Below are 14519 nucleotides of genomic sequence, written 5' to 3' on the forward strand. Positions count from 1 at the left end.
AATCCGGCTGCGCACGGCCTACCACGTGTTCCGGTACGTGGAAGAACGCGAGAACCGGCACGTCGCGCGCGCCTGGATGATGGGCATGAACCCGCAGCTCGATGACGACGCGCCCTTGCAGGCAATCGCAGACGACCGCTTCAAGGACGTCATGGCGGCCGCACGCTCATACCGGCAAGGCGACCTCTGACCAAGCCGAAAACCCCAAGATGGGCTTCGTTCGCGGCCCGGGCTCTCATGGGGTTTGGTGACCGAGTCCGCAGGGCCCAAAGAGAGCTGGGCGTGGTCACCGAGATTCCGGCGCGGGACCGTCGAGCGGGCTCTGTGCTGTGCTGCGGCAAGCGGAGCGAGGTCCAGCGTCGTCCGTTGGCTCGACGGGAAGTCACCGGCCAGGATGACACTGCCTTGTAGATCCTCGGCTGCACATCAGCGCGTGGCCGTGACCGATTGAGGAGCCGGGAACAGTGGCGCTTCGGCTGGCTCGCTGGGACCTTACCTGGAGAGACTTTCCCTCAGCCGAGCGCGATGTCTTCTTCCTGGACAGCGCCACCGAAGAGGGCACCCTCCTGGAGATGACCAGCTGACGGCTATCAGGCCCCATAAAACTGGCCGGCCGCACGCCGCCATGCTCCTGGACGCGCTACGGCACACCTCTCGCCAGTCAGTACCCCCGCCGTGAGGGCCGCTATCTCCGGGGAGGAGATCGCGGCCCTCACTCGCGCACGCACTGGGGGCTCGGAGGAGTCTTCATGTCTCCCAATCTGGACAGGCTGCGGCGTCTGGACAGCCGGCCTGCTCTCGTCCGAAGAAGCCCTATCGAGCCACAGCAGCACCGCATCGATGCTGCAATGAAGTATGTCGACACCACCGCCTGAATGGTCTCCGACCGCGCGGCAGTTATGGCACGCGATGCGCGCGGGGATAGCCTTGGATCTCACACCACCCGTGCCCGCCAGCAGCGGGGAACCGTCTCCCCCACACGACCGGGAGATCACAGCCGAGATCATCGCCTCCCTCCTGCTCCAGCCACCTCCTCCAGAGCCTGGTGTGGTGTCGCATCTGCATATCATTGGAGCCACGATCACGGGAAAGCTTCAGCTGGCCTACGCGACGGTTGAGATTCCTGTGACCATGGTCGACTGTCATTTCGCCGAGCCGGCCGAGCTGAGCGATGCTTCGCTCCGCACTCTCAACCTGACAGGATGTCTTCTCCCCGGTCTGAACGCGGACAGGCTCAAGGTCGAGGGTGATCTCGTACTCCGCCGGACCACCAGCGGCACGGTCTCCCTGTTCAGAGCTGACATTGCGGGTGACATGTGGCTCACCGAAGCCGACCTCACCGCCGCAGGAACCGCTCATGCATTGCAAGCGCCCCAGCTGCACGTCGGCGGTGGACTGTACGCGCGGTCCGTGACTGCCACGGGCGGGCTCAATCTGTGGGGCGCTCAAGCCTTCACGCTTGACGTGTCCGCAAGCCGCCTGAGCAATCCCACGCACGCCGCTCTGCGCTGCGACGGCCTGCGCCTCGCACAAGACCTTCTGTGCACTCGTGCCTCCGTCGACAGCGGCGGCGTCTCTCTGTTCGGAGCCACGATCGGAGGCCAGTGCTGGTTCAACGATGCCGACATACATAGCACCACGGGCTGGGCGATCAACGCCCCGTCAGTAGGCGTGGGCGGGGGTGTCTACGGACGTGGCATGACTGCACAGGGCGGGGTCAATCTGTTCGCCGCCACCATCGGGGAATCGCTGGAACTGGCCGGCTGCACCCTCACCGCCCACCACAACCATGCACTGCGCGCCCCAGGAGCGCGCATCGAAGGCAACCTTCAATTGCACAACGGAGCGACCGTTACGGGAGACATCAGCCTGCCCCGTGCAGACGTCAGGGCAACGTTGCTGCTGTCCGGTTCAGCTTTCACAGGCTCGACGATCGATCTGAACCATGCAACCGTGGGCGCCCTGGACATGACATCACTCAACACCCTTCCCTCCGTGCTCGACCTTCGTGCCGCAACCATCGGCCGGATCAATGATTCCGCCGCCTCGAGGCCGCCCCGGATCGAACTGGACGGATTGACCTATCAAGATCTCCGCCCCGTACTACCGGCTCACCAACGCCTGGCGTGGCTCGATCGCGGCGACAGCTACAACCCTCTACCGCACGAACGGCTGGCCGCCTACTACCGGCAGCTCGGGCACGACAACGATGCCCGAGCTGTGCAGCTCGCCCGGCACCGCAAACGTCGCAGCCACTTGCGTCCGCTTGCCCGCCTGTGGGGACATCTCGAGGACCTGACCGTCGGCTACGGCTACCGCCCAGGGCGCGCCTTCGTTTCGCTCTTCGCCCTCACCGCAGCCGTCGCCATCGTCTTCGCAGCAAGGCCGCCGCAGGCCAACCGCATCGGGGGTCCTGGCTTCCAGCCTGTCGCCTTTGCCCTCGACCTTGTACTGCCCATTCTCGACCTCGGCCAGGAGCAGTCGTTCATCCCGTCAAGTGAGACCGCATGGGTGGCCTGGACCGGCGCCATTGCCGGTTGGCTTCTGGCCACAACCATCATCGCCGGCCTCACACGACGGCTCTCACGATCTGGTCACTGAACACGGCAGGGCCCACAAGTCGTACGACACCACCAGCATGTCGTACGCCATTGCTGCGCCCTGTCGGCGTTCGCGCGACTGCCCAGGGGCTACCGCCAGCATGTGCACTGTCCGCGGCAATGATTTTGTCGGGTCATATGAGAGCCACTGCTTCGGTGTGAACCAGAGCCGGGTGTAGGCCGTTCGTGGCGGTGGTGTACTCGCCCGAGGCGGGTGTTCTTCGGTGAGTTTGGGGGCCACTTCGGCGGGATCGGGAGCCACTGATCGGGTGACCGGGCGGGGCCGGGCGGAGTGTCCGCCGGGACCGGGACCGGGGTGTCGATAACTTGGTTGTCGCGGGCCCGGGTCGCCTCCCTGACAAGTCGCGGCCAGGGCTTTGCCCTTGTCATGGCGGAGGGCTGGACCCATAGGGTCCAGCCCTCCGCGTTGTGGGTGGCAGGAGCCAGGTTGGGCTTGCGGTCAGGCGTACTACCAGTGGTGCCAGACTTCCGCGGGGGCAATGTCCCATGAGGTGCCCGCGATCTCTCCCGGATTGCAGAAGAGTGCCCAGGTCACCACAGTGTCGCCGGCACGCTGTGCGCCCAGCTCAATCTCGAAGCCATCGACGACCAGCTCGCCACCTCCGGTCGACCGGAGCCCCACGTCGTGCCGGTCCGCGTAGGACTCCATGTCCTCCAGAAGCTCCGACGGAACTCGGCCGATCAGACGGATCCCCTCGTGAGTGACCTGTGGACCGAGCCGTCCATCCACCAGCACGCACGTCAGTCCAGCGCCTTCGACGAAGTAGCACTTCACTGCTGGCCGACTCCAGGCCGGCTGCGGCTTGAAGAACTCGACTCGCCATTCCGTGCGGCCTGTCAGGTGCCAGCTCCCCATGTTGTGCTGCTTCGCAGTGAAGCCCTGCCCTGCCATGGCGGCGACGGCGTCCTCCCGACTCATTCCAAAGTCCAATGGCCCAATGGTCTGGAATGGGGCATACCGCCACTGGTCTCTCTCGGAGTCCTCGAGGACCACCCAATAATCAGTGCTCACGCCCCAATGATCATCCATGCGGTTCTACTCGGCTCAACTGACCACAAGACTCGAAGGAGACTCCCTAGTCCGCGGTGGGGAAGAGGGATTCCTGGGTGGTCTGGTAGCGGTAGGAATCGGTGCCGGTCTGGATCAGCGTGCAGCGGAAGGTGATCCGGTCGGCGATGGCCGCGCAGAGGCGGGCGTCGCCGAAGGTCTTGTCCCACTCGGTGAACGGCGAGTTCGTGGCGACCGCGGTGGCCTTGCGCTCCTCACGCTCGGTGAAGATCTGGAACAGCAACTTCGCGCCCTTGCGGTCCAGGTTGAGGTAGCCGAACTCGTCCAGACAGAGACTCTTGAATTGCGAGCAGGTCCAGCCCGTTTCCATAGAGCTGCGACGCGCAGAAATGCAGCAGGACATGCGGCGTCAGCCGCTCGCCCCATCCCGGCAGATGCGCTTGAGTCGCGGTCTTGAGCCCGCCGCGCAGGGCGTCATCGCCCACCCGACGCGAGGAACCGTCGGCGTTCTTGCGCTCGGAGGGAAACAGCGGGGCACCGGGGCGGCGGTGGTCGTCGTCAAACTGGCCCCACACGTCCTCGATGAACCACCGCAGCGTCCGGTCAGCGCCGTTGATCAGCGGGACCATCCGCTCGCGCGGGCCCGAGCCACGCTTGCCCTTGCCGTGACGAACATGGAGTTTGCCGAAGCGGCCCAGATTCCACTTGATGTCGGCCAGGTCGAGCTTGCATGCCTCGCTGACCCGCAGGCCGACCTGGGACATCAGCTTCGCCGCGGTGTAGTTCCGGGCGGTCGGGGCGAACTTGCGACAGGTGGCCAGCTCACCACCCCAGCCGGTGAACAGCGTCCCGACCTCCGGCCCGGTCGGCGGGATCCGCAGCTGGGCATCCTTGGCCCCGCGCGGCCGGTTCATCTCGTCGATCGGGCACTCGATGACCCGGCCGGTCATCCGGTGGAGCTCGACCTTGTGCCGCAGCTCCAGGAACAGGAAGTACAGCGCCTGCGACCGGGCCAGCCGGGTGCCGCTCGGCGAGTTCCGCAGCACCTTCCCAAAGTACGCGTCGGCATCGGCAGGCTCCATGTCCCAGAGCGGCCGGCCGAACCAGGTTCTGATCTGGTCCAGGTGCCCGACGTCCCCGCGGATCGTGCCGTCCGCCAGGCCCGCCGAGGCCCGCGCGAGGACGAACCCGGACAGCGCGTCGGTCTCGAACCGCTCCAGTTCCTCCGCCGACGCGGGCGCCCAGTGCTCGCGCAGATCCCGTACGACCGCGAGCGCCAACCCGAGTCTCCTCACCTTCGCCCCGGCCGTGGTTCGGTCGGACGAGGTGAGAACGCTTCAAGAATCCCGAAGTTACGTCACAAGGCCACAGAGCACACGAAGGAGGAAGAACGCCCTGGCTACGAGGTCGGGGACTCGGCAGGGCTCAGGGGAACTCGCGGGATGTCGCACACGAGGAGGCGCGCACGGGCACCCGGGTGACCCGGCCGGAGCCGAGCCCGACGCCGGCTCTCACGAAGTCGTGTTCGGCCGGCGGGGAGTGCACCGCCCTCTACGAGGACAGCCCGCCGGGGCCGGCGGTGAGGACGCTGCCGCGGATGGTGGTGTCGCCGCCGTCCGCCATGTCCGCCCACGACAGGAACACGTTGCCCGGATTGCCGTTGCTGAACACGGCCGCGGCGCTCAGGTGGAAGCGATTGCCGTTGGTGCCGGAGCTGGCCTGGACCCGGGGCCCGATCTCGAGCTCGGTGTCCGAGCAGAGCTGTGCCATCACGGTCGGAACGGTTTGGAAGGTGTCCGCGCTTTTCTCTACCCAGGCGAGGACGAAGTGACCGCCCGGCAGCGCCGTCAGCGCCGGAGAGGTCCGGTGGAAGTGCTTGGGTGAGCCCGCGGAGGCACTGAGGATGACGCTGCCGTTTCCCGCCGGGTCGATGACACTGGCCACGGCGGTGGTCTGCAGGACGCCGAGGTCGCTCTGTACCGTCGACTTGATGTGTGCGGCGACGAAGCGCCCGTTGTCGAGGGCCGTCAGCGCGCTCCGCCCCGTGAAGCCACTGACGTTGGGACGCATCTCGCCGGTCCGGGGTGTGCCGTCGATTTGGAACACGCGGTAGACGAGCCCGCCGCCGCCCACCGGGTCGCCGTTCGTCCAGGCGACGACGTAGTCCCCGTTGCTAAGCAGCGTCACGGCCGCGTTGCGGTGGAAGGCCGCGGTGGTGTTCACGGCGATCTCGGGGCCCGTCTTCTGCCCTTCGGGGGTGAATCGCTGCGCGCGGATGCGCTTCTGCTCCCCAGCGCCCGTCCAGGTGACCAGGCAGCCGCCGTCGACCATACGGGTGACCGTGGGCGGGAACTGGGGGTCGATGGAGTCGGTACTGACCTGGACCTGCGGGCCCGAGGGCTGCCCGTCGAAGAACCGCCGCAGCACCACGACGGGGGTCGGCGGGGGCAGGTTGAAGGGTTGCTCGATCCACGCCGCGAAGGTGTTCATGCCGACGGAGTCCAGGAAGGGCCACTGTCGGTTCGTATTGTCGCCGGGTGGGGTCGCCTCGCTTGCGAGGAACTCCGTACCGACCTTCGCTCCTGCGGTGTCGACCCGCTGGCCCTTGATGCCGGCGTCGGAGTCGTCCGCCCAGAGCGCCGTGAACAGGGCGTTGCTGTTCAGCGCGTCGGCGCAGGGCTGCGACTGGCCCCCGACGACGGACGTGTTCACGATGAAGTCACCCATGATCGTTCTCCCATGTTCCAGCGCACTCGCGCTGCCGATGCACCCTTGCCCGCACAGCTCTGCCGCCGCTCTGCGCCCGCGATCCGACCGCGGCCATCCAGGAGTGACACCTCCGCCCGCCGATTGAGGTGGGAAGCCGGGCTCGTGAAACGTTCAGCACGGGCTCGGCCGGGGTTCTCCGCGGGCGTCGTGGCTCCCCTTGCCTGGATCAATCTGCCGACCGTGGTGCACCGGCGGAGGTTTCCACGCAGGTCGGTTCACTCCACCGGCGGAGCGAACCCGCTGAAGAAACGATCAGCTCTCGCCTCCGCCCGGACTCGCCGCCGCCGATTCGGAGTTCGCGGAGCATGGACCGGCACACTGTCACGCGCGGTCGGCGTGCCGGTCTCGTTCCCGTGCGGCGGATCGCTGTCTTTGCGTTCCCGGGGCTCTGCGCCCCCGCGAAGAGAGGGACTTCTATGAGACGAACCGGGAAGCGGCTGCGCGCCATCGCCGCCCTGGCGGGACTGGCGCTGCTGCCGGCATTCCTGCCAGCTCAAGCCCAGGCCGCAGGCACCCGCCCGTTCTCCGTCACCATCACCCACGTCGGGTGCGTCGATCCGTGCTCGTCCGAGGGGCTCGAAGCCGCGTTGGAAGGCCACCCCGACTTCTACGCGAAGGTGTTCATCAACGGGGTCGAGTTCCCCCGCACCCCCAGGGTCGACAACGTCTCCGGCGTCGACCCGGACTGGGTCATCTCCACGGAGCTGCCCGACACCCTCGAGGACGTTCCCGTCGGGATCCAGATCTGGGACTACGACAGCACCGGGGGTGACGACCTGGGCGACGCCAGCCCGCACGACGACGACAACAACCTCGACTTCACCGTCTCCTACAGCGACGGCAAGTGGCGCGACACCGGCGCCGAGAAGACCGACAACGTGAACTGGCCGCAGTCCTGTTCGCAGGGCGACGGCGAGGGGGGGGAGCGACGAAGACGGACCGTCCGTCGAGGTCTGCTTCGATGTGAGCACGACCTCGACGGTGGGTGACGCGGACGGCGACGGACTGCTCGACGGCTGGGAGCGCAACGGGTACAACGCGGACGGTTACGGCGACATCGAGGTGGACCTGCCGGCGATGGGAGCCGAAGCCGACCACAAGGACATCTTCGTCGAACTGGACTGGGAAAGGGGACACGAACCCACCCGCGCGGGTATCCAGGCGATGAAGAAGGCGTTCGCCGCGGCGCCGCCCGACGCAGGCTCGACCGCGTCGAGCAGGCGGGCCGACAACGGCGGTTTCGGTGTGAACGCGCCCCCGAACCCCGACGGCGTACCCGGCATCAATCTCCATGTCGACACCGGCGACCTGGTCGACCCGATGGGCCGTGAGGGCGGGACCGTCGGCACCTGCTCCGACGGGCTCGACAACGGTGGGGACGGGCTGAAGGACGGCAACGATCCCACGTGCAACAGGCACGGGCCTCCTCCCGGCGTGCCGGTCGACTACCTCGACGCGAGCGTCGAGAACCCGCAGCCGACCAACTGCACGGACGGCATGGACAACGACCGCGACGGCATCACCGACGAAGCAGACCCCGACTGCCTCGTCGGTGACGACCTCGGCGGCGGCGGGGACCTCCTCACGCGCGGTGCGTGCGGCCTCGACGCTGCCTTCTACGCCACCAAGGCCTCGAAGTTCAACGGGAACCGGCGCAAGCTCTTCCACTACGGGCAGCTCCTCGAGCTGCCCGGTGCGGCCACATGCCCGGACCAGGTCGGTGGCCAGGGCGAGCTCGGGGGCAACGACTTCGCCGTCTTCAGCCCCGACGCTGGCACGATCATGCATGAGCTCGGGCACAACCTGAACCTGCGTGAGGCCGGGCACGAGGACGGACCCCTCTGCAAGCCGAACTACGTGAGCGTCCTGAACTACGACCATCAGACCGGCATCCCCCGCGTCGGCGGCGGCGTCATCCTCGACTACTCGCCGCCCAGGACCACCGACGGCGACCGCGGACACGCCCCGCTGCCCGACCTTCGGGAAAACGCCCTCACCGAACCGACCGTCCTCGACGCGACCGACTCCGTGAACCGGTTCCAATTCACCAACCGCAAGGGCATGAAGGTCCCGAACGACCTCAACACCAGCCCGGACTGGGACGGTGACGGCGACACGACCGGCCCGGTGCTCCCCACGAACATCAACGACGCCGGCCGGCGCGGTCCCCGCGAATGCGCCAACAGCTCCACCAACGAGCCGATGGGGGGCTCCGACGACTGGACCTCCGTCTCATTGCCGTTCCGTCAGTTCGGCGAGTCCGCGGACGCCGCAATCAACCGGGAGACCGCAGACGTCCCCACGTACAGCGAACTCCTCGCCATGCACGAGGAGGCGAACACCACCGACGTCGGGGTCACCGTCACCGACAACCCCGACCCCGTAGCGGCCGGCAGGGACATCGTCTACACCGCCGTCGTCACCAATCACGGCTTCAGGCCAGCCGCCGCGGTGACCCTGGTCGACACCCTGCCGTCGCAGGTCTCCTACGTCAGCGACGACGCGGCATGCCACGCGTCCGGTGCGACGGTGACCTGCGGCGTCGGCGACCTCCTGCCCGGAGCCTCCCGCACCGTCACGATCACCGCCCATGTGCCGGCGGATCTCGTGTACAACGCCGGCGGCCCGGTCGCCCTCACCAACCGGGCGGTGGTGGACAACCTCATGGGCCCCGACCCGGTGGCGGACAACGACACCGCCGCCACCGACACCAGGGTGGTCGCCGTCGCCGACCTCGCCGTCACGTCCTTCGCCCCCACCACACCGCCCACGCAGGTACTCATCGGGCAGACCCTCGACGTCAGGCTGCACGGCACCGTGGCGAACAACGGGCCGTCCAGCCCGATGGACGCCGCACTGGCCACGGCCGCCACGGCCGACCCGGGCTCCACGGTCGTGCCCTCCTCGTCGACACGGACCATCTCCGCACTCGCGACCGGGACGCCGCAGTCCTTCGACGGCGTCTTCACCATCGGCTGCTCACAGCCCGGATTCCACACCTACCGTTTCACCGCTTCCATCACACCGGCTCGGCCGGACGACACCGACCCCGTCGAAGCGAACAACCACCGGCCGGCCGAGTTCACCCTCGACTGCGTCGTGCCGGTCGCCATCAACATCAAGCCGGGGGCCAACCCGAACTCCGTCAACATCCCCGCCGACACCGTCCCCGTCGGCGTCCTGACCACCAGGGCCGGCGAATACGCGCTCCCACTGGACTTCAACGCCACCACCATCCAACCCCTGACGGTTCGCTTCGGCCCCCGCACCGCCGTCTACGGCGGCACGGGCGGCAGCACGGAAGCCCACAACCGGGGCCACATCGAGAACGTGGTCGAACGCACCACGACCCCGGTCGAGCGGGTCAGGGACGGTGACCTCGACATGATGCTCCACTTCGCCTCGGCGACCTCCGGTCTCCAGCGGCCGGACACCGAGGCCTGTGCGAAGGGATCGTTCACCGACGGAGCCACCGGCCGGACCTTCCGCTTCTTCGGTTGCGACGCCATCAGGGTGGTGCAGTCGTGAACGGCCCACCCGGACCGGACCGGCACCTCTCGGATCCACGCGGTCGGACGACCGGACGGTTCACCGGCGGAGACCGGGCATAGCCCAGACCGCCCCCAACCAGGCCCGCCTGTCCCACGAGGCCCGCATCCCCCGCGGATGCGGGCCTCAGGCGAGGGCGGGCGCCGAACGCCGCAGCATGGGCTGACACGCGCCATCGCAGCGGGCCGCCACCGGAACGGCGCCGATATCCTCGCGGACGTGATCTACGAGGGAACGATGGGCATGGATGAGGGCGCTCCGACCACAGCGCGTCTCCGCGATGTACTGAACCGTGCTGAGTGCGTCGTGATCGCTGAGGGATCTCCTGACGAGGCCGAGTACATCTAGCTCAGACACCGATCCTGCTGGCTCCTTGGGGTCTCAGTAGTTCTCGCCGAAGACCAACGGTAAGCAGCTGCGGACCAGATCAGAGGATGAATCAGGGCAGCCGCAGCGGGTGCCTGCCGAGGGGTGCCCGGGGGCGCGGGCCTGGTCACTGGCAGAGGGCTCTGACGCGGTTGGCCGACACCATCGCGCGGGTTACTGGAGGAAATTCGCTCGCGCTGGCGCCGGCGGTGTCATCCTGTGGTCGCCCCCGGCGTCCGTCGCACGGACGAGCGCCGGTCAACCCGGCGGCGGATGCTGAGCACCAACCCTGCACGCGAAGATCGACAACGTCGGATCTCGTCGGGGAGCGCACATGACCACGCATGCCAGGGCCACAGGAGCAGCAACGGCAGCCGAGATGTCAGTCGGCGCGCCGGCCGACCGCAGGGCCGTCGAGCCCGTTCCCCGCTGGGCGGTCCGGGTGGCCCATGCCATCCCGCTGTGTGTCCTGCCGTCTGGGTTGTGGCGTGTCGCGCTGGTGCTGGGCCTGGCCGGCTACGACGCGGACTACCACTGGGCGATGTGGGAACGCCCATACGTGATCGGGCTGTCCGTGGTCTCCGAAGGACTCGCGCTGCTCGCCCTCGGGCTGGTGCGGCCGTGGGGCGAAGTCGTCCCGCGTTGGGTGCCGGGGCTGCACGGTAGACGGATCCCGATTCCGGCGGCGGTCATTCCGGCCGCACTCGGGGCAGCACTGATTATGATGTTCTGCGCGTACGCCGTGCTGAACCAGATCTTCGGTTTCGTGGAGCCGATGAACGAGAACGGCGACGGTTTCCCTACCAGCGGTCCGGCCGCCTGGGCGCTGTGGACGACGTACGCCCCGCTCCTCGCCTGGGGCCCGCTCCTGGCGATCCTCACCGTCGCTTACTACCGACGCCGCCGAGCGAACGACGCATCGGCTGCCGCTCGGCCCGAAGACGGATAGCCGGTCCGATCGGGCCTGCCGTTACGCAGGCCGCCCGTGAGCCGGCGAACAAGGAGGACAGGGGTGAGGTGTGGAGCCATCCATCCGCCCGCCCGCCCGTCACCGTCACTCGGTCAGCCCAACGAGCCGCCCTGTGGCGGGCCACCACCCCGCCTCCCCGAGATCACCCCAGATCAGGGCGAGTCTGACGGGCTTAGCGTTGCTTTTTCGGCGGGAACTACTGGTACCCCTTAATCGGTCACACGACGAGGGAGAGATCGAGGCGGGCAAGGTGGCCGACGCGGGTGCGGTCGAGCGGGTGGCCGTTCCACCAGGCATCGAGGCGAATGAGGTTGAGCGCAACGGCGGAGAAGACGTGCTCCAGGTGGGTCTTCTGGAGACCAAGGTAGCGGGCACGTCTCATGCCGGTGACCGCGACGGCCTGGTGGATGGTTCCCTCGATGCCCGCGCGGGTTCCGTACTTGGCTCGCCACTGCTCGTCGCCCTGCTGGAGGCGAGCATGGTCGAGGACTTCTTGCACCTCGCGGGGTTGCAGGGAGAGGGTTCGACCACCGGTCTTCGAGCGGGTGCACTGGTCACGCACCGGGCAGGGGCGACATGTCTCCTTGTCGAACTTGATGGGCAGGTGGCCTGCCGCTTGTCCCAGTCGATGGTGAACGCGGTGCGGTCGAACCCGGCGCCGGCACGTGCCTGGGGTGAGCTGTTCATCAGGACCGGGGTGACCAGGGTGACCCCGAAGTTCTTCTTCATGCCGACGATCAACTCGGCGGACGCGTAACCGGAGTCGAGGAAGTGCTCGGCGGGCAGGAGATCGCGGGCGGCGAGCATGTGATGGACCGGTTCGGTCATTTCCGCATCGGTCACCGTGGCGTCGGTGGTCGCGATGTTGGTGATCAAGCGCGGCGGCGGTCCGTCGGCTCCGAGGACCATCGCCTGGCCGGTGGCCGCGTCCTGCACGTCGGTTTCATCGCAGGACTCACTGATGTGGATCTTGTAGCCGGTCCACCAGGAGCCCTGTTTGAGGCCGTAGCGCGCGTCCGTGTCGTACGGAGAAGCCAGCCGCAGCCTGCCAGGCGGGAGGTCCTTGCTCTCCCGCCGCTTCACCTCCGCCCCGGCCTCACTCACAGTGCGGTGGTAGTTCTGCACCCACATCGCGCGGAGGACCTGCATCGCCGGGAGCTCACGCAGCCAGGCCGGGGCATCGGGGGCATGCACCGCCTCCAGTAGTGCGAACCCGTCCCGGCCGTAGTCCAGGGCTATCTCCTCGCGCTTGCTCGTGGAAGCCGGCGGATGCCAGGAGTGAGTCCGCGGGCCGTAGCGTTCGGCCCATTCCCGGACGGGCACCGCCTGGGCCAGCCAGTCAGGGGCCGCACAGGCCAGCGCCTCCAGAGTGGCCCGCAGCGTCTCCCCGGCCAGCTCCAGCCTGTTCAGATCGCGTACTGCCGCCAGCACGCGGGTGGAGTCGGTGCGCTGCCTGCCTCCGGCCTTCACCAGGCCCCGGTCCTTGAGCGCGGTCAGCAGCAGATCGAGCACCTTCTCCTCCATCCCGTGCTCAACCAGTCGCGTGCGAAACTCGGACAGCACCGAGGCGTCGAACCCGGGATCATCCAGCTCCAGGCCGAGCGCGTATTTCAGGTCCATGCCGTACCGCAAACGATGCGCCGCCGCCCGGTCGGTGAGGTTCTCGGCGAACTGCAACACCGTCACCAGCGCGAGCTGGCCCGGTACCAGCCTGGCCGCCCTCTGGCTTCGAACGCCTCGGCGAACTCGGCGTCCGCGAACAACTCGCCCAGCTCGTCACGGACCCGCATCGCCAACGGGTACGGGCCCCGTGCCGCCACCGCCCGTGCCACCTGCGCGGTCAGCTCAGGCACCTTCGGCCACGGCCTCGGCTGCATCGACATTCCACACCCCACCCGCGACCGGGAACGCCAAGACGGCCGCTGCTGTCCCGACCAACGAGCCGTCAGCCCCGCTGGGCACGGAATAAGCCAGCAGGATCGGTGACACGGTTCTTACCGGCACCCCGGATCGACGTCCTCGCCTCCGTGCTGGAGGACATCGCCACGCACGGCTACCCGACTTCCGACTCCGGCGTGCTGTGGGAAGACGCCCGTGACGCCCACCTCAAGCGCCTCGCCGACGAGCAGCCCCGTGTCGCCTGACCACTGCGCGCGCCGTGGTCAGGTCGTCCTCGTCGAGCCCGCCCTCACCCAGCTGACGAAGCTAACGTCATCCGAAACTCACCGACTGGACCGCGGGATCGTCGCCATCAGCGTCAACCTGGAGATCGGCGCCCCCGTGCCCGGCACCCTGCTGCGTGACTACGGCGACGACATCGACGGAATCCGGGCCATCTACTACGTGACGGCCCTCCGCCAGATCACGATCGTGGCCTACGTCGAAGCCTGAACGGACCTCGTAGCAGTGCCGCGGGCCTTCCCAGGCCCGCGGCACTGCTACGTTTGTGCCCGCGGCAGGCCCCCGGGGGCCTGCAGTGCTCGGGGTGTCGGCGTACAAGCCGGCTCCCTCTCGCGGCCCGCGCCCACCGCCAGGCGGGTGGTCAGCGGATTCGTACGGTGGCGCAGGTGAACGTCGTGTCCCGGAGCAGCGTCCAGGGTAGTCGTGCGGCCACCGCAGCCCTGAAGTCACATCCATGCTTGCGACACAGGGTCAAGGATGCCCCGGCTCGCCGCCGTCGCGTTCGGCGACGGCATAAGCGAGATTACTTCGGACCGTTCCCGTCAACGGGTGGTCCCCGCCCAGCACCCGCAGGGAGTCGGTGAGGGTCTGCTCGAACAGAGGGATGGCCCGCCCCAGGTCCCCGGCCGACCCGTAGGCGTAGGCGACGTTGTTGCGTGAGGTCAGGGTGTCGGGGTGGTCCTCACCCAGCACCCGTAAGGAGTCGGTGAGGGTCTGCTCAAACAGGGGGATGGCCCGCCCCAGGTCCCCCACCGACCCGTACGCGGCGGCAAGGTCGCTGCGGGAGGACAGCGTGTCGGGGTGGTCACCACCCAGCACACGGGCCCGGTCGGTGAGGGTCTGCTCGAACAGGAGGATGGCCCGGTCCAAGTCCCCCGCCGACTCGTAGGCGTAGGCGAGGTTGCTACGGGAGGCCAGGGTGTCGGGGTGGTCCTCACCCAGCACCCGTACCTGATCGGCCAAGTTTTGAACGTGCAGCGGGATGGCCCGGCCCGGGTCCCCCGCCGACCGATAGGCGGCAGCGAGGTTGTTGCGGGAGGCCAGGGTGTCAGGG

Annotated in this window: 12 protein-coding genes and 3 pseudogenes; 7 read left to right on the forward strand and 8 right to left on the reverse strand. The window is 68.0% G+C overall.

The window, feature by feature from the left end; genetic code table 11:
- Positions 1-190, forward strand: a pseudogene (locus tag SGA01_RS38425) (XRE family transcriptional regulator); the annotation flags it as partial.
- Between the two features lie 860 nt (positions 191-1050).
- Complete coding sequence (locus tag SGA01_RS38430; RefSeq protein WP_141302827.1) at positions 1051-2601, forward strand: hypothetical protein; 1551 nt, start codon at positions 1051-1053, stop codon at positions 2599-2601.
- Between the two features lie 468 nt (positions 2602-3069).
- On the opposite strand, the gene SGA01_RS38435 is transcribed toward SGA01_RS38430, so the two are convergent.
- The 4 genes and pseudogenes from SGA01_RS38435 to SGA01_RS38450 form a co-directional block, all read right to left on the reverse strand.
- Positions 3070-3633: a hypothetical protein gene (locus SGA01_RS38435; protein WP_229918587.1), complete on the reverse strand. Its 564-nt coding sequence runs from the start codon at positions 3631-3633 to the stop codon at positions 3070-3072.
- A gap of 64 nt (positions 3634-3697) precedes the next feature.
- Positions 3698-3964: pseudogene (locus tag SGA01_RS38440) on the reverse strand (ATP-binding protein); the annotation flags it as partial.
- The gene (locus SGA01_RS38445) at positions 3885-4910 is read right to left on the reverse strand and encodes a tyrosine-type recombinase/integrase (protein WP_229918586.1); all 1026 of its coding nucleotides are present in this window, start codon (positions 4908-4910) and stop codon (positions 3885-3887) included. The gene SGA01_RS38445 and the pseudogene SGA01_RS38440, both read right to left, overlap by 80 nt.
- Positions 4911-5181: 271 nt before the next feature.
- Positions 5182-6357, reverse strand: a complete 1176-nt coding sequence (locus tag SGA01_RS38450; protein WP_141302831.1) for a hypothetical protein — start codon at positions 6355-6357, stop codon at positions 5182-5184.
- A 458-nt stretch (positions 6358-6815) separates the two neighbouring features.
- Here SGA01_RS38450 and SGA01_RS38455 point away from each other — a divergent pair, with 458 nt between their 5' ends.
- The 3 genes from SGA01_RS38455 to SGA01_RS38465 all read left to right on the forward strand — a co-directional run bounded on the left by SGA01_RS38455 (position 6816) and on the right by SGA01_RS38465 (position 11263).
- Positions 6816-7388: a C2 domain-containing protein gene (locus tag SGA01_RS38455; RefSeq protein ID WP_141302833.1), complete on the forward strand. Its 573-nt coding sequence runs from the start codon at positions 6816-6818 to the stop codon at positions 7386-7388.
- Positions 7363-9927 (forward strand): DUF11 domain-containing protein, encoded by a 2565-nt coding sequence (locus SGA01_RS38460; RefSeq protein WP_167534286.1) that lies wholly within the window; start codon positions 7363-7365, stop codon positions 9925-9927. The genes SGA01_RS38455 and SGA01_RS38460 overlap by 26 nt, the downstream gene beginning before the upstream one ends.
- A gap of 721 nt (positions 9928-10648) precedes the next feature.
- Positions 10649-11263 carry a hypothetical protein gene (locus SGA01_RS38465; RefSeq protein ID WP_229918585.1) on the forward strand — a complete coding sequence of 205 codons (615 nt, stop codon included), beginning with the start codon at positions 10649-10651 and terminating at the stop codon, positions 11261-11263.
- A gap of 238 nt (positions 11264-11501) precedes the next feature.
- On the opposite strand, the gene SGA01_RS42485 is transcribed toward SGA01_RS38465, so the two are convergent.
- The 3 genes and pseudogenes from SGA01_RS42485 to SGA01_RS42495 all read right to left on the reverse strand — a co-directional run bounded on the left by SGA01_RS42485 (position 11502) and on the right by SGA01_RS42495 (position 13161).
- Positions 11502-11846, reverse strand: a complete 345-nt coding sequence (locus tag SGA01_RS42485) for a transposase (protein WP_229918584.1) — start codon at positions 11844-11846, stop codon at positions 11502-11504.
- Positions 11847-12883: 1037 nt separating this feature from the next.
- Positions 12884-12970, reverse strand: a pseudogene (locus SGA01_RS42490) (hypothetical protein); the annotation flags it as partial.
- Positions 12967-13161 carry a hypothetical protein gene (locus tag SGA01_RS42495; protein WP_229918583.1) on the reverse strand — a complete coding sequence of 65 codons (195 nt, stop codon included), beginning with the start codon at positions 13159-13161 and terminating at the stop codon, positions 12967-12969. The gene SGA01_RS42495 and the pseudogene SGA01_RS42490, both read right to left, overlap by 4 nt.
- Positions 13162-13266: 105 nt before the next feature.
- On the opposite strand from SGA01_RS42495, the gene SGA01_RS41355 reads away from it, so the two are divergent.
- Both SGA01_RS41355 and SGA01_RS38475 read left to right on the forward strand, forming a co-directional pair.
- Positions 13267-13428 (forward strand): hypothetical protein, encoded by a 162-nt coding sequence (locus SGA01_RS41355; RefSeq protein ID WP_167534285.1) that lies wholly within the window; start codon positions 13267-13269, stop codon positions 13426-13428.
- Positions 13418-13675, forward strand: coding sequence for a hypothetical protein (locus SGA01_RS38475; protein WP_141302835.1), 258 nt, complete (start codon positions 13418-13420; stop codon positions 13673-13675). The genes SGA01_RS41355 and SGA01_RS38475 overlap by 11 nt, the downstream gene beginning before the upstream one ends.
- Before the next feature lie 261 nt (positions 13676-13936).
- On the opposite strand, the gene SGA01_RS38480 is transcribed toward SGA01_RS38475, so the two are convergent.
- Positions 13937-14519 (reverse strand): tetratricopeptide repeat protein (locus SGA01_RS38480; RefSeq protein ID WP_141302837.1); only part of this gene is annotated, 583 nt, incomplete at its 5' end.

This window comes from Streptomyces gardneri (genome assembly GCF_006539185.1).
Lineage (GTDB): Bacteria > Actinomycetota > Actinomycetes > Streptomycetales > Streptomycetaceae > Streptomyces > Streptomyces gardneri.

Coding starts and splice junctions, on each gene's coding strand:
- SGA01_RS38450 (WP_141302831.1), bottom strand. CDS start 6,357: ATGGGTGACTTCATCGTGAACACGTCCGTCGTCGGGGGCCAGTCGCAG.
- SGA01_RS38455 (WP_141302833.1), top strand. CDS start 6,816: ATGAGACGAACCGGGAAGCGGCTGCGCGCCATCGCCGCCCTGGCGGGA.
- SGA01_RS38465 (WP_229918585.1), top strand. CDS start 10,649: ATGACCACGCATGCCAGGGCCACAGGAGCAGCAACGGCAGCCGAGATG.
- SGA01_RS42495 (WP_229918583.1), bottom strand. CDS start 13,161: ATGCAGCCGAGGCCGTGGCCGAAGGTGCCTGAGCTGACCGCGCAGGTG.